The following is a 21966-nucleotide window of genomic DNA, read 5'->3' as shown; positions in this document are numbered from 1 at the left end:
TGACTGACAAGGAGAAGATGCAATGGAAGGCATCACCACGCTTGAACCGATAGAAGCCGGCGGCTCCCACTGCACGGGCAACGTGCATGTCTGACGCGCTCTGGGCCGCTCGCCTGGGCGATGCGCTGGATCACACCTCGATGATGGCCGACATCCTCGGCGGTGTGCTGGAAGTGGCGGCCAACATCGCGATCACGGCCGTCGCCACCGCTGCCGTGGTTGCGGCCACCGGCATCACGGTCGCGACCGGCGGCCTGGGCTGCTTCCTGCTCGGCGCCGTGGTCGGCGCGGTCGTTGGTCTCGCCATGAGCAAGACCGGCGCCGACAAGGGCCTGAGCAATCTCTGCGAGGGCATCGGCAACGCCCTCTTTCCGCCCACGGTGCAGGCCAACATCCTCACCGGCTCCACCGACACCCTGACCAACAACATTCCCGCCGCCCGCGCCGCCGGGGCCATCGAGTCCCATGTCGCACCGGCCGGCACCGAGCTGGAAGCGCCCGAGCCCAGCTACCTGGACATGGCCGAGAGTTTCTTCTCGCAGATGTGGCGGCCCACCGTCGCCACACCCGCCCCCGGTGCCGTGCCCAAGCCGCTGGACATGATCACCTGCCTGAAGCACCCGCCGATGCCGCCGCAGTTCCTGGCTGAAGGTTCGGACAAGGTCACCATCAACGGCCAGCCCGCCGTGCGCAGCGGCGACCGCAGTACCTGCGAAGCCAAGGTGGTGTCGTCCGGGCTGATTTCCCCCGATGTGACCATCGGCGGCGGCACCGTGGTGGTGCGCGAGATCCGCAGCGGCAAGACGCCGGGCGTGGGCCTGGCAGTAACGGCCCTCTTGATGCTCAAGGGCAGCAAGGGCAAATTCTTCAGCAAGCTGCCATGCATGCTGGCCGGCGCAGCGGCGTCGATGGCGGTCAGCAGTGCCATGGGCGCGGCGGCCAACGCGGCCATGGGCTCGTCGAACCCGGTGCATGCCGCCACCGGGGCCAAGGTCCTGGGCGGCGATGAAGAGCTGGATTTCGTACTGCCGGGGATTCAGCCGATCGATTGGCAGCGCTTCTATAACAGCCGTGACGAGCGCGGCGAAGGGCTGTTCGGCGTCGGCTGGAGCGTGCCCTACGAAATACACGTAGAGATCCTGCCCCACCCCGAGGGCGGCGAGACCCTGGTCTACACCGACGAACAGGGCCGCCCCATCGACATGGGCTCAATCCCCTTGGGCGGTGCGGTGTTCAGCGCCGGCGAAGGCCTCGCCGTGCGGCGCCATGCCAACGGGCAATTGCTGATCGAAAGCGCGGACGGCCTGTATCGTCTGTTCGAACCGGCACCGGGGAACGCGGCGTTGCTGCGCCTCAGCCAACTGGGCGACCGCAACGACAACCGTATCTACCTCGACTACGACGAAATCGGGCGCCTGGTACGACTGCGCGACGCTTTCGACCTGGTACAGGTCGAGCTGGCTTACGAACGTGAACGTGTCAGCCAGATCGAACGCCTGTACCCCGACCAGCAACGGGAAGTGCTGGTCAGCTACGGCTATGACGCGACGGGCAACCTGACCGAAGTACGCGACGCCACCGGCCAGGTGCAACGACGCTTCGCCTACGACGCGGGCCGGCGCATGGTGGAGCACCAGTTGCCCACGGGCCTGCAGTGCTTCTACGACTGGGCCTTGATCGAGGACCAGGAATGGCGCGTGGTCCGTCACTGGACCGACGAGGGCGATGCCTACCAGTTCGACTATGACCTCATGGCTGGCATCACCCGCATCAGCGATAGCTTGCAGCGGGTCAGCACCCGCCATTGGAACAGCCAGCACCAGATCACCCAATTCACCGACACGCTCGGCCAGACCTGGTCGTTCGAGTGGAACGACGAGCGCCAGATGCTGGCCGCCACCGATCCACAGGGCGGGCACTACACCTACAGCTACGACGAAGCCGGCAACCTGATCAGCGAAACCGACCCGCTGGGTCGCAGCGAATCCACCCTCTGGCTCGAACACTGGGCCCTGCCGCAGGTGGACACCGACGCCGCCGGCCACAGCTGGACGTACCGCTATGATCAGCGCGGCAACTGCATCGCCGAAACCGATCCGCTGGGCCATGTCACCCGCTACCGCTACGACGCCCACGGCCAGGTCATCGAAATCATCGACGCCACCGGCAAGAGCAAGAAGCTGCGCTGGAACCCGTTCGGACAACTGGTGGAGCATGTCGGCTGCTCGGGTTACCCGACGCGGTTCAGCTACGACCATCGCGGCTACCTGCACACCATCACCGATGCCCTCGGCGAGCGCACTCAGTTCAGCTACGACGCCCAAGGTCGCTTGCTCGGCAGCCAATTGCCGGACGGCCGCAGCGAGCTTTACCAGCGTGACGTCGCCGGCCAATTGACCGGCTATACGGACCCGGCCGGGCACACAACTCTTTACCAACACAACCGCCGCGGCCAGGTCCGCCAGCGCACCGACGCCCAGGGCCGGCAGGTGCAGTTTGCGTATGACAGCTATGGACGACTGCAGGCGCTGGTCAATGAGAATGGTGAACGCTATCGGTTTGCCTGGGATGCTGGCGACCGATTGGCCGAACAGCAGGATCTGGATGGCAGCGCCAAGCGCTACGCCTACGACCGACTGAACAACCTCGCGGCGGTGACGGCCGTTCCGGCCCCTCACGGCACCGGCCTGGCAGTCGTCTCCGAAGCGCCTCCGCCGCCCATCGTCCATCGACTGGAGCGCGACGCCGTGGGTCGGCTGATCGCCAAAATCACCGACGATGGCCGCACTGAGTACGCTTACGACCCGCGGGACCAGCTCACCGCCGTCACCTTCACCGACCACCAGGGCAACGCCCAAAGCCTGAGCTTCGCCTACGACGCCCTCGGCCAGTTGCTGACCGAAAACAGCGCCGCCGACAGCTTGCAACACCGCTACGACGAACTCGGCAACCTGATCCAGACCCAACTGCCCGATGGCCGCTGGCTCAACCGGCTGTACTACGGCAGCGGCCACCTGCACCAGATCAACCTCGACGGCCAGGTCATCAGCGACTTCGAACGCGACCGCCTGCACCGTGAAGTGCTGCGCACCCAAGGGCAGATCAGCACCCGCAGCGAGTATGACCGCAGCGGCCGCCTTCGCTCGCGCCAACGCCGCCACACCAGCCAACCGTCGCTCCTGCCGGCAACGGTGCAAAAACACTTCGAGTACGACCCCGCCGGCAACCTGATCGGCAAACTCGACCAGCAACCGGCCGCACAGCACCGCCAATTGCTGCACTACGACACCACCGGCCGCATTATCGCCAGCCAGGACAGCCTTCACGGCCAACGCGAAACCTTTGTCTACGACGCCGCCGCTAACCTGCTGGACGGCACGCAAGCCGGTGCCGGCCGGGTGGTGCATAACAAATTGCTGACGTATGAGGACAAGCGGTACCGCTACGACGCCTTTGGCCGGATGATCGAAAAACGCAGCGCAAAACGCGGCCTGCAACGCTTTGCCTACGATGCCGAAAGTCGCCTGATCGAAGTGCGCAACGAAAACGGCAGCATTGTGCGCATGACCTACGACCCCCTGGGCCGACGTATCGTCAAGAACGAGCATGACAATAACGGTTATCCGCTCGGTGAAACCCGCTTCACCTGGGACGGCCTGCGCCTGTTGCAGGAGCATCGCCACCAGCAGAGCAGCCTGTACCTCTACGACGATAACAGCTACGAACCCCTGGCCCGCGTCGATGGCACCGGCCCACTGCAAAAGGTCCGCTACTACCACATCGACCTCAACGGCCTGCCGGAACAGCTCACCGAGGCCGACGGGCACAGCGTCTGGCAGGCGACCTATCGTGTCTGGGGCAACACGCTGGAAGAGGTGCGCGAGCCGTATTACATCGAAGAGCAGAACCTGCGGTTCCAGGGGCAGTACCTGGACCGGGAGACGGGGCTGCATTTCAATACGTTCAGGTTTTATGATCCGGATGTCGGAAGGTTTACGACGCCGGATCCGATTGGGTTGGAAGGTGGTCTCAATCTTTATCAGTACGCCCCTAATACTTTCAGCTGGATCGACCCCAAAGGCTTGGCGTGCAGCGCGTACAAGGGAAAATTGAACCAAAAAGCATCACAGATGCGACCTTTGGCCAAAGGCTCAAAAGAATGGAAACAGGCCGTCATAGATAGCAGGACGGCTATGACCAAAGGAGAAAAATTTCAAGTAAAGGTAAAATCCAGCTCAGATGCCAAAGCGTTCCTGAAAGAATCACAAGGCAACATGAACCGCTACAAAGCTCATACCCAAAGCGCTCGGGCCGATGGTGCGGCAAAATACCCTAAAGGCTACGAACAACATATGGCTCCCGAGGGTGGCTTTGGGGACACACCTCATATTAAGTGGTACAACAATGGAGCGGATGGTCATATTTTCTATGACATTCCGAACTGACATGAAAAGCGATTATCGTCTGGAAGGACTCAAAAAGCTTGACTTAGGTCCAAATGAAAACAGCGAGGCGATTTTTTCGCTGATGCTACAGCCCACCTTGTCAGGCGACTTCATTCAAGTACTTGACTCGCTTGAAGATCTGGAGGCTCATCTGACCTCAGACTACTACTATGTGGCGCACAAACTCATTGCCACCAAAGGCAAAAAAATAATATTCAAGGGAGCGCTATGTAAAGCGACACGAGACGACCTCACAAGTTTTCTTGATGAAGCCAAGGCCTCCGGCGACCTGCGTGAATTATTGATCACTTCTGTCCGGCCTCATCCAGACAGGAAAGTAATATACATTTCAGAAGACTCAATTTTTCTGTACGCAGATGGATATACTCAACGCCCTCTGCCTCCCGCTTGAAGAGCTTCTGAATACCCGATTTCAGATAAAGATAAACCTGTTCGAGCCTTTGTCCTATGAACGGCTTTTAAAGCCACTAGTGGTCTGTGCAGTTACGCCCCAACCGCGTCGGCGCAGTCCTGAAGGCAGACCGCGCTAACTACTTTACGACGGCTGCGCCCTCGGAACGGGAGCAAGCTCCCTCGCCACGAATTGCAGATAACTTTCAGACCGTGCCTACACACTGGCTATCGCGCTCGTCCAGGCTACGCAACCTTGCGCCTTTACCTACAACTACGCCAGAATCCGCCCGCTTGTGCGCCTTAGTCATGCCGTCCTATCGTAATCCCGTCGCTGCAGATTCAGCGACCGGGCTTGGCGGCCCGGTACTCGAAAGGCGTAACAATCCTTCAAATATGACTGCGATGCTTTTAGCATTGGCTTTCGTATGTTATGGCGGGTTGCGCAAGGATCCCTTCGGGGATGCCGGGTTCCTTTCGTTCCGGTCCGCCAACCTTGTGTAATCCGTCACCCCATCTGCTTGGCGGCAGACGGTGATGGTTCCCCTACGAAAGGAGTTCATCATGTTCAAAGTCACACCCAATCCGCCGAAGGCGGATTCCACCTCCTCCTGCAAAGCTGATACTGGTTCCAAGAAATACGACGAAGCCACCAACCGGGCGCTTGATTACTACCTGCTACCCAAACAGGAACAATCTCAAGACGCTCCGAAACAAGGCCAGCTATTCACCATCGTGAAAGATATCGATAACGAATGCCTGCTCGCCAACCTCAGCGAAACCCTGGCTTCAGCTGACGCAATGGTCAGCGATCTGGCCTTCGAATTGGACGGTTCACGACGTCACATTGCCCTGGGCATTCAGCAATTGATCGAGCTGAGTTACTTATTGGCGAATCGGGTATTGGATAACGTCGATCCGCGATAGCTGCCAAGTATCAGAAAACAAAGGGCATACCGAGCGTATCGATATGCCCTTTTTTGCGCATGCCTGCACACCCACCGCTATGACACCTAATAACCAATATTACAAATCGTCCGCTACGGCTGGACGACTATACTCGACAAGTCAATTGACCTGGGTCATGACTTGTTACATCCGCTACACCATTCACCCCTTGCGCCCAACGCGACCAAAGGTCGCACCCTTGGGCTAGAGCGACAGGCGTATCATTGCGCCATTGCAGCACCCTTTCTGACCGTGGTCGGCACGCACTGGCCTCGGCACTTTTCCACTGCCGTGGGATGCATTTGATGAGCAATCAGATTCCGGTACATGACGTTACCCCGCCTGCCAAGGATGCCAACAAGAGCGTCGACTTGTATGCCTCTCGGGAAAAAATCTACACCCGAGCCTTCACCGGTCTGTTCCGCAACCTGCGGATGGTCGGCGGAGCCTTTTTGTTCCTCCTGTACTTCGGTACCGTCTGGTTGAACTGGGGCGGTCATCAGGCTGTCTGGTGGAACCTGCCGGAACGCAAATTCTTTATTTTTGGCGCGACCTTCTGGCCCCAGGATTTCATCCTGTTGTCCGGACTGCTGATCATCGCCGCCTTCGGCCTGTTCTTCATTACGGTGTACGCCGGTCGGGTGTGGTGCGGCTATACCTGCCCGCAGAGCGTGTGGACCTGGATCTTCATGTGGTGCGAAAAGGTCACCGAAGGCGACCGCAACCAGCGCATCAAGCTGGACAAGGCGCCGATGGGGGTCAACAAGCTCCTGCGCAAATTCGCCAAGCACAGCCTCTGGCTGCTGATCGGTTTCGTCACCGGTATGACCTTCGTCGGTTACTTCACGCCGATCCGCGAACTGGTGTTCGAGTTCTTTACCGGTGAGGCCGATGGCTGGTCGTATTTCTGGGTCGGCTTCTTCACCCTCGCCACCTACGGCAACGCCGGCTGGCTGCGTGAGCAAGTGTGCATCTACATGTGCCCTTATGCCCGCTTCCAGAGCGTGATGTTCGACAAGGACACGCTGATCGTCTCCTACGACCCGCGTCGCGGCGAAAGCCGTGGCCCACGCAAGAAAGGTATCGACTACAAGGCTCTGGGCCTGGGGGACTGCATCGATTGCACCATGTGCGTCCAGGTCTGCCCTACCGGCATCGACATCCGCGACGGCCTGCAGATCGAGTGCATCGGCTGCGCCGCCTGCATCGATGCCTGCGACAACATCATGGACAAGATGGATTACCCGCGCGGCCTGATCAGCTATACCACGGAGCACAACCTCTCAGGGCAAAAAACCCATAAACTGCGCCCGCGCCTGATCGGCTATGCGCTGGTGTTGCTGGCGATGATCAGTCTGCTGGTGACGGCGTTCTTCATGCGTTCACTGGTGGGTTTCGACGTCAGCAAGGACCGCGTACTGTTTCGCGAGAACGCCGAAGGCCGGATCGAGAACGTCTACAGCCTGAAGATCATGAACAAGGACCAGCGCGATCACACGTATGTGCTGGAAGCCACCGGCCTGCCTGACCTGAAGCTGCAAGGCCGACGGGAAATCAAGGTCGCGGCCGGCGATATCTTCAGCCAGCCGGTGGAGTTGTCCAGCGCACCGGACCAACTGCCGTCGAGCACCAACGAGGTGACCTTCATCCTCAAGGATGCCGATGACGACAGCGTTCATGTCGAAGCCAAGAGCCGGTTCATCGGCCCACAAATTCGTTGAGAGAACTGAACATGCCTGCAGCAACCGCCACCAGCCCTTGGTACAAGCACCTGTGGCCGTGGATCATTATCGGGATCCTGACCTGCTCGGTGACCTTGAGCCTGACGATGGTGACCATTGCAGTGAAGAATCCGGACAACCTGGTCAACGACAACTATTACGAAGCCGGCAAGGGCATCAACCGCTCGCTGGAGCGCGAACTGCTGGCCCAGACCCTGCAGTTGCATGCCAACGTGCGGATGGATGGTGTCACTGGCGAGGTGGACCTGCGCCTGAGCGGCAACAGTCGACCCCAGACCCTGGAGTTGAGCCTGATTTCGCCGACCCAGCCGGAGAAAGACCGCAAGATCGTCCTGACCCGCAACGACAGCGAGCCGGGGCGGTACATCGGTCAGTTGACGGACAAGGTCGAAGGACGACGCTTTGTCGAATTGCTGGGGGTGGAGAACGACAAGACCTGGCGCCTGTTCGAAGAAGAGCAGGTCAACCATGACCAGGCCATCCTGCTGGGTGATGAACCGCTGCAAGGCGCTGAAGACCTGAAGAAGTAGGCCGTCTTTCTGTAGCTCTGATTGTTCCCACGCTCTGCGTGGGAACGATCATTGGACAACGTTCTGTGAAAACGCAATGACTACGCCCCTGCCCTGCTACCACTGCGCCCTGCCCGTCCCCCCCGGCAGCCGCTTCACCGCCGTTGTTCTGGGTGAAACCCGTGAGCTGTGCTGCCCGGGCTGCCAGGCAGTGGCCCAGGCGATTGTCGCCGGCGGCCTGGAAAGTTATTACCAGCATCGCAGCGAAGCATCGGCCAACCCCGAGACCTTGCCCGTCCAATTGACCGATGAGCTGGCATTGTACGACCGTCCTGACGTGCAGCAGTCGTTCGTGCGCCACGAAGGCGAGCTGGCCGAAACCACGCTGTTGATGGAAGGCATCAGTTGCGCAGCCTGCGGCTGGTTGATCGAAAAACAATTGCGCAGCCTGCCGGCCGTGGCTGAAGCACGGCTGAACCTGTCCAATCATCGCCTGCAGGTCCGTTGGGCCGACGCTGAACTCCCGCTGAGCACCCTGCTCGCCGAGTTGCGCCAGATCGGCTACGTCGCCCACCCGTACCAGGCCGACCAGGCCAGCGAGCAACTAGCCGCGCAAAACCGCCTGGCCCTGCGCCAGCTCGGCGTGGCCGGGCTGCTGTGGTTCCAGGCAATGATGGCGACCATGGCGACGTGGCCGGAATTCAATATCGACCTGAGCCCGGAGATGCACACCATCCTGCGCTGGGTTGCGCTGTTTCTCACCACCCCCATCGTGTTCTACAGCTGCGCGCCCTTCTTCAAAGGCGCGATGCGCGACCTGCGCACCCGCCACCTGACCATGGACGTTTCCGTGTCCCTGGCTATCGGCAGCGCCTATATCGCCGGGATCTGGACGTCTGTCACTGGCGTGGGCGAGCTGTATTTCGACGCCGTGGGCATGTTCGCGCTGTTCCTGCTGGCCGGCCGCTACCTGGAGCGACGAGCCAGGGAGCGTACCGCTGCTGCCACGGCGCAACTGGTCAATCTGTTGCCGGCCTCGTGCCTGCGTCTCGAAAGCGACGGCCAGAGCGAACGCATCCTGCTCAGCGAGTTGCGTACCGGCGACCGGGTCTTGGTGCATCCGGGGGCGGTCCTGCCGGCCGACGGCAGGATTCTCGACGGCCAGTCCAGCATCGACGAATCCCTGCTGACCGGCGAATACCTGCCACAACCCCGCCAGGCGGGCGATGCCGTGACCGCCGGCACGTTGAACGTCGAAGGCGCCTTGACCGTCGAGGTGCAGGCACTGGGCCAGGACACCCGATTGTCTGCCATCGTGCGGCTGCTGGAGCGAGCCCAGGCCGAAAAGCCGCGACTGGCGGAAATCGCAGACCGCGCGGCCCAATGGTTCCTGCTGTTCTCCCTGATCGCCGCAGCCGCCATCGGCCTGTTGTGGTGGCACCTGGATGCGTCCCGCGCCTTCTGGATTGTCCTGTCGATGTTGGTTGCCACCTGTCCTTGCGCGCTGTCCCTCGCCACGCCGACCGCCCTCACTGCCGCCACCGGCACCCTGCACAAGCTTGGTCTGCTGCTGACTCGGGGTCATGTGCTGGAAGGCCTGAACCAGATCGATACAGTGATCTTCGACAAGACCGGTACCCTCACCGAAGGTCGCCTGGCCTTGCGCGCCATTCGTCCCTTGGCAGACCTCGACAGCGACCAGTGCCTGGCCCTGGCCGCCGCCTTGGAAAACCGCTCCGAACACCCCATCGCACGGGCCTTTGGCCGCGCGCCGCTGGCCGCCGAACAGGTACAAAGCACGCCAGGGCTGGGGCTGGAGGGCCAAGTCGGCGAACAGCGCCTGCGCATCGGCCAACCCGGTTTTGTCTGCGAGTTGAGTCCCGCGGCAGTACCGCAGATGCCAGACGAACCCGGCCAATGGCTGCTGCTGGGCGATACCGGGGGGCCCTTGGCCTGGCTCGTCCTCGACGACCGTCTGCGTGCCGACGCCCCGGCCTTGCTGGCGGCCTGCAAGGCGCGAGGCTGGCGAACCCTCCTGCTGTCGGGCGACAGTTCGCCGATGGTTGCCAGTGTTGCCGCAGAACTGGGCATCGATGAAGCCCGGGGCGGTCTGCGCCCGGATGACAAACTGGCAGTGCTGCAACAGTTGCATCAGCAAGGGCGCAAGGTGCTGATGCTCGGCGACGGGGTCAACGACGTGCCCGTGCTGGCGGCAGCGGACATCAGTGTCGCCATGGGCTCGGCCACCGACCTGGCCAAGACCAGCGCCGACGCAGTGTTGCTGTCCAACCGTCTCGATGCCCTGATCCACGCCTTCAGCCTGGCCCGGCGCACCCGTCGGGTGATCATCGAGAACCTGGTGTGGGCGGCGCTGTACAATGGCCTCATGTTGCCGTTCGCCGCCCTCGGCTGGATTACCCCGGTATGGGCCGCGGTCGGCATGTCCATCAGCTCGTTGACCGTGGTGTTGAATGCGCTCAGGCTGACCCGCCAGCCCAAGGTGCAGATGTTCGACGCTGCGCCCGATACCCGCCCGCTGCCGGCCTGAGCCGCGCGAGCCTGGAGTTCCGAAATGCCAGCTCTTTACGTGATGATCCCGGCCGCGCTGCTGATCGTGGCCATCGCCGTGTACATTTTCTTCTGGGCCGTGGACAGCGGCCAGTACGACGACCTCGACGGTCCGGCCCACAGCATCCTGTTCGACGATCAGGATCCCAATCACAAGGCCGCCGTGGACGAAGCCGACGGCCAGACCCACGGGCCGGACGACAAGGCCCCGCCCCATGCTTGATCTGGCGCCATTACTGGTTTCGGCGGTGATCCTCGGCCTGCTGGGCGGCGGCCATTGCCTGGGCATGTGCGGCGGCCTGATGGGCGCCCTCACCCTGGCGATCCCCAAGGAACAACGCAGCCGGCGCTTCCGGCTGTTGCTGGCGTACAACCTGGGACGAATCCTGAGTTATGCCATCGCCGGACTGTTGATCGGCCTGGCCGGCTGGGCAGTCGCCAACAGCCCGGCGGCGATGATCATGCGGGTACTGGCCGGATTGTTGCTGATCGCCATGGGCCTGTACCTGGCGGGCTGGTGGAGTGGCCTGACCCGTATTGAAGGCGTCGGCCGGGGTTTGTGGCGACATATCCAACCGATCGCCAACCGCTTGCTGCCTGTATCTAGCCTGCCCCGAGCCTTGCTGCTTGGTGCGCTGTGGGGCTGGCTGCCCTGCGGCCTGGTCTATAGCACCCTGTTGTGGTCCGCCAGCCAGGGCAACGCCCTGGACAGCGCGTTGCTGATGCTGGCTTTCGGTCTCGGAACCTGGCCGGTACTGCTCGCCACCGGCCTGGCCGCCGAGCGCGTCACCGCCCTGCTGCGCAAACGCAGCGTGCGCATGGCCGGCGGCCTGCTGGTGATTGTTTTTGGCATCTGGACCTTGCCAGGGCCGCACCAGCATTGGCTCATGGGGCATTGATCGGGATTCCCTGTCACTGCCACCTGTGGGAGCCGAGCTTGCTCGCGATCGAGGACGGCACCATCAATACTCAATTGACTGACCCACTGCTATCGCGAGCAAGCTCGGCTCCCACAAGTTGTACTCCACACTTAGCCCCCATCCGACAGGGTCTTGAACAGCACTCCCCCGTTGATGCAAATCAACACGCCCCAGCGTCCACCCTCCTAGACTCGCGCTCATGCCAGCCTATCCGGGGAACGCCCGCATGCTCGACGCCATTCGTTGGGACTCTGACCTGATCCGCCGCTACGACGTAGCGGGGCCTCGCTACACCTCGTACCCGACTGCGGCGCAGTTTGCCGGCCAGGTGGGTACCTTCGACCTGCTCCACGCCCTGCGCGACAGCCGCAAGGCGATGCGACCGTTGTCGCTGTACGTGCATGTGCCGTTCTGCGCGAACGTCTGCTACTACTGCGCCTGCAACAAAGTCATCACCAAGGACCGTGGTCGCGCCCATGTCTACCTGCAACGCCTGGAACAAGAGATCCAGTTGATCGGCTGCCACCTGGATCCGGCCCAGCGCGTCGAGCAGTTGCACCTGGGTGGCGGCACTCCGACCTTCCTAAGCCATGACGAGCTGCGCCAGTTGATGGCCACGCTACGCCAGCATTTGAACCTGCTGGATGACGATTCTGGTGACTACAGCATCGAAATCGACCCCCGGGAAGCCGACTGGTCGACCATGGGCCTGTTGCGGGAACTGGGCTTCAACCGGGTCAGCATCGGCGTGCAGGACCTCGATCCAGCCGTGCAGCGCGCCGTCAACCGCCTGCAAAGCCTGGACGAAACCAGAGCGGTGATCGAAGCTGCCCGGACCTTGCAGTTCCGTTCGATCAACGTCGACCTGATCTACGGCCTGCCCAAGCAGACCCCGGACAATTTCGCCCGTACCGTCGAAGAAGTCATCGACCTGCAACCGGACCGCCTGTCGGTATTCAACTATGCCCACCTGCCGGAGCGCTTCATGCCCCAGCGGCGCATCAACAGCCAGGACCTGCCGAACCCGGAGCAGAAACTGGCGATGCTGCAAGGCACCATCGAACAACTGACCTCCGCCGGCTACCGCTACATCGGCATGGACCACTTCGCCCTGCCCGACGACGACCTGGCCATCGCCCAGGAAGAGGCCACCCTGCAACGCAACTTCCAAGGCTACACCACCCACGGGCATTGCGATCTGATCGGCCTCGGCGTGTCGGCCATCAGCCAGATCGGCGACCTGTACTGCCAGAACAGCAGCGACCTGAACCAATACCAGAACATTCTTGCAGACGGACAACTGGCGACCAATCGCGGCCTGCTGTGCAATGCCGACGACCGGCTGCGACGGGCGGTGATCCAGCAGTTGATCTGCCATTTCGAGCTGGCCTTCGCAGAGATCGAGCGAACCTTCAATATCGATTTCCACCGCTATTTCGCAGCATTGTGGCCGCAATTGCAGGCGATGGCCGAGGACGGGCTGATCGAGCTGGATGACTCCCACATAACGGTATTGCCTGCCGGGCGCCTGCTGGTGCGCTCGGTATGCATGGTGTTCGATAGCTATCTGGAGCAGCAAAACCGGCAGCGCTTCTCACGCGTCATCTGAGCGCGACAATTTGACGAGGAGCCGCACTGGCCGAGGACCCGGAGCTGGGTTACCCTTACGCCTTATGTGTGTTTCCCCACAAGGATTAAAGAAATGTCCGAGCCAGTCAAACTGCGCGCCCACAGCCAGGCCCATTGCAAGGATTGCAGCCTGGCCCCTCTCTGTCTGCCATTGTCGCTGAATCTGGAGGACATGGACGCGCTGGATGAGATCGTCAAACGGGGCCGACCGTTGAAGAAAGGTGAGTTCCTGTTTCGCCAGGGTGACACCTTCGACTCCGTCTATGCCGTGCGCTCGGGCGCGTTGAAAACCTTCAACCTGAGCGACAGCGGCGAAGAGCAGCTCACCGGCTTTCACCTGCCCAGCGAGCTGGTGGGACTGTCCGGCATGGACACCGAAAGCCATCCGGTCTCGGCCCAGGCACTGGAAACCACGTCGGTGTGCGAGATCCCCTTCGACCGCCTCGATGAACTCGCGCTGCAACTACCGCAGTTGCGCCGCCAGTTGATGCGGGTGATGAGCCGGGAGATCCGCGACGATCAGCAGATGATGCTGCTGCTCTCGAAAAAAACCGCCGACGAGCGCATTGCGACCTTCCTGATCAACCTTTCCGCTCGCTTCCGTGCCCGTGGATTCTCGGCCAATCAGTTCCGCCTGAGCATGTCGCGCAATGAAATCGGCAACTACCTGGGCCTGGCCGTGGAGACCGTATCCAGAGTGTTCACCCGTTTCCAGCAGAATGAGTTGATTGCCGCCGAAGGCAAGGAGATCCACATTCTCGATCCGATCCAGCTCTGCGCCCTGGCCGGCGGCTCGATCGAAGGCTGATGAACGGGCGCGGCTGAGGGATTTCCCTGGCCGCGCTATACTGCCGCGTTTGCAGCCTGCCAGGACACTTCGACGATGGTCTTCGACTCCTTCGACATCAAATCCCTGATCCGCCCCGTAATCGACTTCCCCAAACCCGGCGTGATCTTCCGCGACATTACCCCACTGTTCCAGTCTCCCACGGCCCTGCGGCTGGTGATGGACAGCTTCGTCCACCGCTATGTCGAGGCCGAGTTCACCCACATCGGCGCGATGGATGCCCGGGGGTTCCTGATCGGTTCGATCCTCGCCTACCAGCTGAACAAGCCTCTGGTGCTGTTCCGCAAGCAAGGCAAGCTGCCGGCCGATGTGCTGGCCGAGGGTTACCAGACCGAATACGGCGAAGCCTTCCTGGAAGTGCATGCCGACAGCCTGTGCGAGGGAGATTCAGTGGTGATGTTCGATGACCTGATCGCCACCGGCGGTACGCTGATCGCCGCAGCCAACCTGATCCGCCGCATGGGCGCCAAGGTCCACGAAGCGGCGGCGATCATCGACTTGCCGGAATTGCTGGGCTCCCAGCGACTGACCGACATGGGGATTCCAACGTTCTGCCTGACGCAGTTCTCCCTGAGCGAACGATAACCGCCCGACCATCATCGGTTCGGTGGGAGCGGGCTTGCTCGCGAAAACGGTGTATCAGTCACATTATCGCCAACTGACTTACCGCCATCGCGAGCAGGCTCGCTCCCACAGGGGTTGTGTGCGGCCGCAGAATACTAAAGCTACCCCCGACCAATGCGGGAGCGAGCCTGCTCGCGATAGCGGAGTGACAGCCACATGATTTATTGACTGGCACACCGCTTTCGCGAGCAAGCCCGCTCCCACAGAGGGGTCATACGGTGGTTACAGCGTAATCGGCTTGCGCCCGGCAAACGAGTGCGCCAGCGTTCCGCCATCGACCAACTCCAGCTCGCCCCCCAACGGCACGCCGTGGGCGATGCGGGAGGCAACCAGGCCTTTGTTGCTCAGCAGTTGGGCGATGTAATGGGCGGTGGCTTCGCCTTCCACCGTCGGGTTGGTGGCAAGGATGACTTCAGTAAAAGTCCCCGCCTCTTCGATCCGTCCCATCAACTCGGGGATGCCAATGGCCTCTGGCCCCAAGCCATCGAGGGGCGAGAGATGTCCCTTGAGCACGAAATACCGGCCACGGAAACCGGTCTGCTCCACCGCATACACATCCATGGGCCCTTCCACGACGCACAGCAGTGTGTCGTCCCGACGCGAATCGGCACATTGCGGGCACAGGTCGTCTTCGGTCAGGGTGCGGCATAAACGGCAATGCCCAACCCCTTCCATGGCCTGGCTCAGGGCCTGGGCCAGGCGCGAACCGCCGCTGCGATCACGCTCGAGCAATTGCAATGCCATGCGCTGGGCAGTTTTCTGGCCCACACCCGGCAAGGTTCGCAGGGCATCGATCAGTTGGCGAATCAAAGGGCTGAAGCTCATCGAGGAAATGTCCGACATGACAACGAGACGCGGTTTATACCCGCGCCTCTGAGCAGCGTCAAATACTCAATCCTGTGCCACCCGCACCACCAGCTTGCCAAAGTTGCGCCCCTCCAGCAGCCCGATGAATGCCTGTGGCGCATTCTCCAGACCATCGACCACGTCTTCACGGAACTTGACCCGACCATCCCGCACCCATGGCGCCATGGCGCTGATGAATTCCGGCTGACGGTCACCGTAGTCGTCAAACACGATAAAGCCCTGCATGCGCACCCGTTTGGTCAGCAAGGTCCGCTGCAATTGCGGCAAGCGATCCGGCCCGCTCGGAGCATGTTGATCGTTGTAGGACGCGATCAAGCCACAGAGCGGGACGCGGGCCTTGGCGTTGAGCAGCGGTAGCACCGCGTCGAAGACTTTGCCGCCAACGTTTTCGTAATAGATGTCGATGCCTTTGTCGCAAACCCGGGCCAGCTCTTCGGCAAAGTGCTCACTCTTGTGATCGATGCAGGCGTCGAATCCCAACTCATCGACCACGTACTGGCATTTCTCGCTGCCGCCAGCTATCCCGACGACCCGCAGGCCCTTGATTTTCGCCACCTGGCCAACCACGGAACCCACGGCACCCGAGGCGGCGGCCACCACCAGGGTTTCCCCGGCCTTGGGTTGACCGATGTCCATCAATCCCATGTAGGCGGTCATGCCCGGCATGCCCAACACCCCCAAGGCCATCGACGGGCTGGGCAACCCGGATGGAATGGGTATGACGTTGCGACCATCGCTGATGCTGTGGCTCTGCCACCCCGTGGCCCCCACTACCAGGTCGCCCTCGTGAAATTTCGGGTGCTTCGAGCGCACTACGCGGCTGACAGCTCCGCCGGTCATCACTTCGTCGATTTCCACCGGCGCAGCGTAGGAAGGCGCGTCGCTCATCCGCCCACGCATGTAGGGATCCAGGGATAGGAACAATGTCTTGAGCAGGACCTGCCCGTCCGCCAGCTCTGGCAGAGTCACCTGTTCAATGCGGAAGTTCTCCGTGGTGGGAGCGCCCTTGGGACGGGAAGCGAGGACGATGCGCTGGTTGGAGGTCGATGCTTGTGACATGGAAACGTCTCCTTGATCGTTGAATGGGCACGTATAGGGAGCAGACCATTGCCTGGGGGGTGGCGTTCGATGTTTATCGCTGTGGGAGCAAGGCTTGCCCGCGATGGATTCAACGCGGTCTCTCAGGGGGCCCCGGCGCTTATCGCGAGCAAGCTTTGCTCCTACAACGGTTCCGACCATCACAGCCATGCACCAGAAACAAAAATGCCAGGCGCAATGCCTGGCATTGGGTGTAGCCCATCCCGACCGGGATGGCGAATCAGAACGGCAGTTTCATGCCCGGCGGCAGTTGCATGCCGGCGGTCATGCCGGACATCTTGTCCTGGCTGTTGGCTTCGATCTTGCGCACGGCATCGTTGACGGCGGCGGCGAACAGGGCTTCGAGCATTTCCTTGTCATCTTCGCTCAGGCCTTCGACCACGCTCGGGTCAATGCTGACGCGCTTGATGTCGTGGCGACCGGTCATGACCACGGTCACCATGTCGCCGCCGGACTTGCCGGTGACTTCGGCGTTGGCCAGCTCTTCCTGCATCTTGGCCATTTTTTCCTGCATCTGCTGCGCCTGCTTCATCAGGCCGGCCATGCCACCTTTCATCATGGGAATCACCTCGAAAGTACTTGGATAAACACCGCGCCCGGCCCTTTCGGCCCGGCGCCTTCAATTATGAGCCCTGGGTGACCGGGGCTTCGACAGGTTCGATAGTATCGTGACGGACCACCGCGCCGAACTGTTGCATCATCTGCTGGATGAACGGATCGCTGTGGATCGATTCCTCGGCCTCGCGCTGTCTGTCGGCACGACGCCGGGACGCGGCCTGGGCCGGGGTTTCCTGCTCAGGCTTGATCAGCTCGATGCTCAGCGTCAAGGTGCGCTGGTGATACTGGTTCAGTGCATCGTTGAGACGCCGCTGCTGGGTCGCGTTGAACAGGGCGCTGTGGGCCGGGTCCAGGTGCAGCAACCAGTGGTCGCCTTCCACCGCGATCAGCGTGCAGTTGGCGGCGATGCTACCGGTCATGCCGGTGATCGGCAATTTCGGGAACAGTTCCAGCCATTGCAGGGCCAGTCCGGTAGCCGGCATCGCCGCGGGCTCCGGCTCCGGCTCAGGTGCCGGCTCGGCGGCGTGCTCACTGGCCAGATCGTCCAGGTAGCTATAGGCCGAGTCCATGTCAGGCTCGATGTAATCCTCATCCAGCGGAGGCTCGTCGTCCAGGTCCACGCCCGGCGTGGCCATATCAACATCGGCGACAGTCGGCTCGGGCATCGGTGCGGCGACCCACTCGGGCGCCTCCGGCACCACGCTGTCGGGCGTCGGCAGGGGCATCGGCGGCAGATCGGGCTGCTCGGCAACGGTTTCCAGTACAGGCTCGACGACAGGCTGCTGGACGATCTCGGGCTCGACCGGATCATTCCAGGGCAGATCGATAACGACTTCGGCGACAGGCTCGGGAACAGGCTCAGGCTCGACGACAGGCGCTGGGGCCGCTTCCATGACCGGCGGCACCGCAGCCGGAGCAGAAGCCACTGCCGGCGCAGCAACGGGCGCGGCAGCCACTGGCTTGGCGGAATCAGCTGTGGCCTGACTGATCCCCACTGGCTTTAGCGCCTGCCTCGGCGCATCCGCCGTGTCGGCAGGCCGGAACGCCAGCATTCGCAGCAGCACCATCTCGAAGCCGCCGCGCGGATCCGGTGCCAGAGGCAGGTCACGACGACCGATCAGGCCCATCTGGTAATAGAACTGCACGTCTTCGGCGGGCAACGCCTGGGCCAGGGCCAGCACGCGATCACGGTCGCCGTGGCCATTGTCGACGCCGTCGGGCAAGGCCTGGGCGATGGCGACACGGTGCAATACATTGAGAATTTCCGACAGCACGCCGTTCCAGTCCGGCCCCTGTTCGGCCAGGTGGCGCACCGCTTCGAGCAACGCCTTCGCGTCGCCGTCGATCAGGGCATGCAACACGTCATAGACCTGGCCGTGATCAAGGGTACCGAGCATGGCCCGCACATCGGCAGCCATGACCTTGCCTTCACCGAAGGCAATGGCCTGGTCGGTCAGGCTCATGGCGTCACGCATCGAGCCGTCGGCAGCGCGGCCCAACAGCCACAGCGCATCGTCTTCGAACGGCACATTCTCAACGCCCAGCACGTGGGTCAAGTGCTCGACGACCCGTTCCGGTGTCATGTTCTTCAGGGAGAACTGCAGGCAGCGGGACAGAATCGTTGCAGGAAGCTTCTGTGGATCGGTGGTGGCCAGGATGAACTTGACGTAGGGCGGCGGCTCCTCAAGCGTCTTGAGCAGCGCATTGAAAGAGTGGCTGGAGAGCATGTGCACTTCGTCGATCAGGTAGACCTTGAAGCGCCCACGGCTCGGGGCGTACTGCACGTTGTCGAGCAGCTCGCGAGTGTCCTCGACCTTGGTGCGGCTGGCGGCGTCGATCTCGATCAGGTCGACAAAACGACCTTCGTCGATTTCCCGGCAGACCGAACATTCGCCGCAAGGCGTTGAAGTGATGCCGGTTTCACAATTCAGGCACTTGGCTATGATCCGCGCGATGGTAGTCTTGCCCACGCCGCGGGTCCCGGTGAACAGGTAGGCGTGGTGCAGGCGCTGGCTGTCCAAGGCGTTGATCAGAGCCTTGAGCACATGGGTCTGGCCGACCATTTCGCGGAACGAGCGCGGACGCCATTTACGTGCAAGAACCTGATAACTCATCGAAAACCATCGCAACGAAGGAACATAAGCGGCTAATGCTAGCGGAGCAGGGGCGAAATTGCATCCGGTGCACCGTTCTAATCTGACTAAGCTTGGATCAGGGACTCGGTTGTCGACACGTTTTTAGACCGTCAGGAGAGCTTATGCGCTTGGCCATGGGGGCTTTGCTGTTATTAGGGACAGAATGTTCCGCCGCCGAATTACCCTTGCGCTTTGCCGTGACCGACGGCTGGGCCATGCCCATGGTGCAGATCGAACAGGGTCGCCCGACGCAGGGAATACTCCCTGACGTCATGAGCAGTCTGGCGACCCGGGTGGGCATGCCAGCCGAGTTTCACGTCCTGTCCCGGGCCCGGCTCGACGGCGCCATGGAACGCGACGAAGTCGACATACGCTGTTATGTCAGCCAGGATTGGGTGAAGGATAAAGGCGGTGATTACCTGTGGAGCGTGCCGCTGTTCTTCCAGCGCGACCTGCTGGTCGGTACGGCCAGTGCCCCGGCAAAGGTGGCACCGGCGACGCTGGGGCAGCAGTTCATAGGCACCGTGCTCGGTTATACCTACCCGACCTTGCAACCCCTGTTCGACAGTGGCCATCTGCGGCGCGACGATGCACGGAGTCAGGAACAGGTGCTGGCAAAACTGCTTGCCGGCCGCTACCGCTACGGCGTGAGCAATCAATGGGCACTGGACTGGTTCAACCAACGACACACCGCTGACCGCCAACTGCAAGGGGTGACCATTCTCCAGGAACAGCAATTGGGCTGCTACCTGCGCAATGATCCGAAAATCCCGGTACAGCGTATTCTGCGCACCTTGCAGGACATGAAGGCATCAGGGGAAATCGACGCGATCATCCAGCTCTACACCGGCCGCAACGCGGCATCCGAAGCTGAAGCCGGCTCCCCCTGAATGCCCGGACGCTGCTGCCATTGCGGCGGCGGAACAAACCTCGCCACCCAACCCGGTATCTGCTCCGGTGGCATGGGCCGGGCGATGAAGTAACCCTGGGCGACTTCACAACCCAGGCGCAGCAGCAATTGCCCATGCTCGAGGCTGTCCAGCCCCTCGGCGACGACTTCGCGATCGAACGCCTGGGCCAGACCGATCACAGCCTTGGTCAAGGCCAGGTCATCCCGGTTCACAAGAATGTCGCGGATGAAGGTCTTATCGATCTTGATGGTCTGGGTACGCAAATGCTTGAGGTCATTGAGAGAGCAGTAGCCCGTCCCGAAGCCGCCCAGGGAGAACCCTACCCCCAAGGCCTGGCAAGCCTGCAGGCAAGTGCTGACATGCTGGAGATTTTCCACCGCGACGGATTCGACGATTTGCAGGTCAAGCATCCGCGGCGCCACGTCCGAGTGCCGCCCCAGCATCTGCTGCAGCCGCTCGACAAAGTCCGCCCGCTGGAAATGCCGCGCCGAGATGTTGATGCTCACCGGCCACCCCGGTCCCGCTTGCTGCCAAAGCTGCAACTGGGTCATGACCTGCTCCATGACCCACTCGCCGATCTCGACGATCAGGTCGGTCTCCTCCGCCAGCGGCAGGAACTCCCGGGGCGGCACCAGGCCACGTTGCGGGTGCTTCCAACGCAGCAAGGCCTCAAGCCCCACCACGGCACCGCTGCGCATGTTGACCTTGGGCTGGAAATGCAGCCGCAGCTCCTGGGCGGCCAATGCCTGCCGAACCCGCTCGACGGTCTGGTAGGTGGCCCGCACCTCCTTGTCCCTGGATACATCGAACAGATGGAAGCGGTTGCGACCGCTCTGCTTGGCCATGTACATAGCCTGATCGGCATGGCGCAGCAACGTCTCGGCGTTTTCGTTGTCCCAAGGGAATAACGTGACGCCGATACTTGCGAAAACCTTGATGCTTTTTCCGTCAATGGCATAGGGCGTGGACACGGCAACCAGCACCCGGTTCAAAGCCCCATGCAACTCATCCATCCCAGGCACGTGACGCAACACCAGCACGAATTCGTCCCCCGCCAGCCGCGCAACCACATCTTCGCCTCGCACGATGCTGCGCAATCGCCTAGCGACCTCGATCAGCAGTTGATCGCCACTGGCATGGCCGTGACCGTCATTGACCGCCTTGAAGCCATCGAGGTCGAGCATACAGACCGCCAGGGGGAAGTTTTCCGACTGGGAAAACGCCAGGGCCTGGTCCAGCAGTTCAGACAAGTAGGTGCGATTTGGCAGCCCGGTCAGCACGTCGTGCCCGACTCGCCATTGCAGGGAGTGCAATTGTCGACGCTTGTCGCTGACGTCGAAACGAATCGCCAGGTAGCGCTCGACCTGCCCCGTCGCGTCGTCGATCACCGGTACCAGGGTGGTGTCGACCCAATGCAACGTACCGTCCTTGGCGCGGTTACAGATATCTCCCTTCCAGACCTGTCCCAACGAGATGGTGTGCCACATGTCACTGAAGAACTCGCCTGGGTGATGACCGGAATTGAGCAGGCGATGGTTCGCCCCCAGCAGTTCATCGCGCCGGTAGCCGAAGAGGCTACAGAACTGGTCGTTGACGTAAGTGATACGCCCGCTCGCATCGGTTTCGGAAAAAATCGCGGCGGCGTCAACGGCTCTGCGGTACTTCTTATCCATCGAAGCAGTCATCCATGAGTCAGGCTCATTTGTCGCACGCGGTTGCACCGCCTTCGGACAGGCGAAAATCAACTAGGCTCA

At 61.7% G+C, this 21966-nt stretch carries 17 protein-coding genes; 12 read left to right on the top strand and 5 right to left on the bottom strand.

Going from position 1 to position 21966, the window contains the following annotated elements:
• Nucleotides 1-86: 86 nt before the first annotated feature.
• From QZH45_RS10790 to QZH45_RS10740, 11 genes are all read left to right on the top strand, one after another.
• Nucleotides 87-4445 carry an RHS repeat-associated core domain-containing protein gene (locus tag QZH45_RS10790; protein ID WP_081325361.1) on the top strand — a complete coding sequence of 1453 codons (4359 nt, stop codon included), beginning with the start codon at nucleotides 87-89 and terminating at the stop codon, nucleotides 4443-4445.
• 1 nt (nucleotide 4446) lies between these two features.
• Nucleotides 4447-4857, top strand: coding sequence for a hypothetical protein (locus tag QZH45_RS10785; RefSeq protein WP_223194630.1), 411 nt, complete (start codon nucleotides 4447-4449; stop codon nucleotides 4855-4857).
• A 563-nt stretch (nucleotides 4858-5420) separates the two neighbouring features.
• Nucleotides 5421-5783: a DUF6124 family protein gene (locus tag QZH45_RS10780; protein WP_024776790.1), complete on the top strand. Its 363-nt coding sequence runs from the start codon at nucleotides 5421-5423 to the stop codon at nucleotides 5781-5783.
• A gap of 326 nt (nucleotides 5784-6109) precedes the next feature.
• On the top strand, nucleotides 6110-7525 hold the full coding sequence (ccoG, locus tag QZH45_RS10775) for a cytochrome c oxidase accessory protein CcoG (RefSeq protein ID WP_055136102.1): 1416 nt from the start codon (nucleotides 6110-6112) through the stop codon (nucleotides 7523-7525).
• Nucleotides 7526-7536: 11 nt separating this feature from the next.
• Nucleotides 7537-8076 (top strand): FixH family protein, encoded by a 540-nt coding sequence (locus tag QZH45_RS10770; protein WP_024776788.1) that lies wholly within the window; start codon nucleotides 7537-7539, stop codon nucleotides 8074-8076.
• Between the two features lie 76 nt (nucleotides 8077-8152).
• Nucleotides 8153-10603: a heavy metal translocating P-type ATPase gene (locus QZH45_RS10765; protein WP_024776787.1), complete on the top strand. Its 2451-nt coding sequence runs from the start codon at nucleotides 8153-8155 to the stop codon at nucleotides 10601-10603.
• 24 nt (nucleotides 10604-10627) lie between these two features.
• Nucleotides 10628-10846 (top strand): cbb3-type cytochrome oxidase assembly protein CcoS, encoded by a 219-nt coding sequence (ccoS, locus tag QZH45_RS10760; RefSeq protein ID WP_024776786.1) that lies wholly within the window; start codon nucleotides 10628-10630, stop codon nucleotides 10844-10846.
• Nucleotides 10839-11522 (top strand): sulfite exporter TauE/SafE family protein, encoded by a 684-nt coding sequence (locus QZH45_RS10755; RefSeq protein WP_053193488.1) that lies wholly within the window; start codon nucleotides 10839-10841, stop codon nucleotides 11520-11522. Before ccoS ends, QZH45_RS10755 begins: the two co-directional genes overlap by 8 nt.
• A gap of 247 nt (nucleotides 11523-11769) precedes the next feature.
• The gene (gene hemN, locus QZH45_RS10750; protein ID WP_024776784.1) at nucleotides 11770-13152 is read left to right on the top strand and encodes an oxygen-independent coproporphyrinogen III oxidase; all 1383 of its coding nucleotides are present in this window, start codon (nucleotides 11770-11772) and stop codon (nucleotides 13150-13152) included.
• Nucleotides 13153-13245: 93 nt separating this feature from the next.
• The gene (gene fnr, locus QZH45_RS10745; RefSeq protein WP_024776783.1) at nucleotides 13246-13980 is read left to right on the top strand and encodes a fumarate/nitrate reduction transcriptional regulator Fnr; all 735 of its coding nucleotides are present in this window, start codon (nucleotides 13246-13248) and stop codon (nucleotides 13978-13980) included.
• Nucleotides 13981-14055: 75 nt separating this feature from the next.
• Nucleotides 14056-14604, top strand: coding sequence for an adenine phosphoribosyltransferase (locus tag QZH45_RS10740; protein ID WP_024776782.1), 549 nt, complete (start codon nucleotides 14056-14058; stop codon nucleotides 14602-14604).
• Nucleotides 14605-14865: 261 nt separating this feature from the next.
• On the opposite strand, the gene recR is transcribed toward QZH45_RS10740, so the two are convergent.
• The 4 genes from recR to dnaX all read right to left on the bottom strand — a co-directional run bounded on the left by recR (nucleotide 14866) and on the right by dnaX (nucleotide 19280).
• Nucleotides 14866-15468, bottom strand: coding sequence for a recombination mediator RecR (gene recR, locus QZH45_RS10735; RefSeq protein ID WP_024776781.1), 603 nt, complete (start codon nucleotides 15466-15468; stop codon nucleotides 14866-14868).
• A gap of 66 nt (nucleotides 15469-15534) precedes the next feature.
• Nucleotides 15535-16569, bottom strand: coding sequence for an NADP-dependent oxidoreductase (locus QZH45_RS10730; RefSeq protein ID WP_024776780.1), 1035 nt, complete (start codon nucleotides 16567-16569; stop codon nucleotides 15535-15537).
• 259 nt (nucleotides 16570-16828) lie between these two features.
• Nucleotides 16829-17167 carry a YbaB/EbfC family nucleoid-associated protein gene (locus tag QZH45_RS10725; protein ID WP_003183512.1) on the bottom strand — a complete coding sequence of 113 codons (339 nt, stop codon included), beginning with the start codon at nucleotides 17165-17167 and terminating at the stop codon, nucleotides 16829-16831.
• A gap of 64 nt (nucleotides 17168-17231) precedes the next feature.
• Entirely contained in the window at nucleotides 17232-19280 is a 2049-nt protein-coding gene (gene dnaX / locus QZH45_RS10720) for a DNA polymerase III subunit gamma/tau (RefSeq protein WP_053193494.1), read from the bottom strand.
• Between the two features lie 143 nt (nucleotides 19281-19423).
• Between dnaX and QZH45_RS10715 the strand changes: the two genes are divergently transcribed.
• A complete protein-coding gene (locus tag QZH45_RS10715; RefSeq protein WP_053193497.1) occupies nucleotides 19424-20191 on the top strand; it encodes a substrate-binding periplasmic protein in 768 nt (255 codons plus the stop codon).
• On the opposite strand, the gene QZH45_RS10710 is transcribed toward QZH45_RS10715, so the two are convergent.
• Nucleotides 20143-21885: a putative bifunctional diguanylate cyclase/phosphodiesterase gene (locus QZH45_RS10710; RefSeq protein ID WP_053193500.1), complete on the bottom strand. Its 1743-nt coding sequence runs from the start codon at nucleotides 21883-21885 to the stop codon at nucleotides 20143-20145. The genes QZH45_RS10715 and QZH45_RS10710 overlap by 49 nt on opposite strands.
• Between the last annotated feature and the right edge of the window lie 81 nt (nucleotides 21886-21966).

Origin of the sequence: Pseudomonas corrugata, assembly GCF_050920615.1 — a bacterium.
Lineage (GTDB): Bacteria > Pseudomonadota > Gammaproteobacteria > Pseudomonadales > Pseudomonadaceae > Aquipseudomonas > Aquipseudomonas corrugata.
Note: the sequence above shows the minus strand (reverse complement) of the source record. Positions and strands in the feature narration are given on the sequence as shown.

What these genes read in the sequence shown, in the direction of transcription:
- QZH45_RS10725 (WP_003183512.1), bottom strand. Translation starts at nt 17,167, where the DNA reads ATGATGAAAGGTGGCATGGCCGGCCTGATGAAGCAGGCGCAGCAGATG.
- fnr (WP_024776783.1), top strand. Translation starts at nt 13,246, where the DNA reads ATGTCCGAGCCAGTCAAACTGCGCGCCCACAGCCAGGCCCATTGCAAG.
- QZH45_RS10770 (WP_024776788.1), top strand. Translation starts at nt 7,537, where the DNA reads ATGCCTGCAGCAACCGCCACCAGCCCTTGGTACAAGCACCTGTGGCCG.
- QZH45_RS10710 (WP_053193500.1), bottom strand. Translation starts at nt 21,885, where the DNA reads ATGGATAAGAAGTACCGCAGAGCCGTTGACGCCGCCGCGATTTTTTCC.
- QZH45_RS10790 (WP_081325361.1), top strand. Translation starts at nt 87, where the DNA reads ATGTCTGACGCGCTCTGGGCCGCTCGCCTGGGCGATGCGCTGGATCAC.
- QZH45_RS10765 (WP_024776787.1), top strand. Translation starts at nt 8,153, where the DNA reads ATGACTACGCCCCTGCCCTGCTACCACTGCGCCCTGCCCGTCCCCCCC.
- QZH45_RS10740 (WP_024776782.1), top strand. Translation starts at nt 14,056, where the DNA reads ATGGTCTTCGACTCCTTCGACATCAAATCCCTGATCCGCCCCGTAATC.
- QZH45_RS10730 (WP_024776780.1), bottom strand. Translation starts at nt 16,569, where the DNA reads ATGTCACAAGCATCGACCTCCAACCAGCGCATCGTCCTCGCTTCCCGT.
- hemN (WP_024776784.1), top strand. Translation starts at nt 11,770, where the DNA reads ATGCTCGACGCCATTCGTTGGGACTCTGACCTGATCCGCCGCTACGAC.
- ccoS (WP_024776786.1), top strand. Translation starts at nt 10,628, where the DNA reads ATGCCAGCTCTTTACGTGATGATCCCGGCCGCGCTGCTGATCGTGGCC.
- QZH45_RS10780 (WP_024776790.1), top strand. Translation starts at nt 5,421, where the DNA reads ATGTTCAAAGTCACACCCAATCCGCCGAAGGCGGATTCCACCTCCTCC.
- QZH45_RS10755 (WP_053193488.1), top strand. Translation starts at nt 10,839, where the DNA reads ATGCTTGATCTGGCGCCATTACTGGTTTCGGCGGTGATCCTCGGCCTG.
- recR (WP_024776781.1), bottom strand. Translation starts at nt 15,468, where the DNA reads ATGAGCTTCAGCCCTTTGATTCGCCAACTGATCGATGCCCTGCGAACC.
- dnaX (WP_053193494.1), bottom strand. Translation starts at nt 19,280, where the DNA reads ATGAGTTATCAGGTTCTTGCACGTAAATGGCGTCCGCGCTCGTTCCGC.
- QZH45_RS10715 (WP_053193497.1), top strand. Translation starts at nt 19,424, where the DNA reads ATGCGCTTGGCCATGGGGGCTTTGCTGTTATTAGGGACAGAATGTTCC.
- QZH45_RS10785 (WP_223194630.1), top strand. Translation starts at nt 4,447, where the DNA reads ATGAAAAGCGATTATCGTCTGGAAGGACTCAAAAAGCTTGACTTAGGT.
- ccoG (WP_055136102.1), top strand. Translation starts at nt 6,110, where the DNA reads ATGAGCAATCAGATTCCGGTACATGACGTTACCCCGCCTGCCAAGGAT.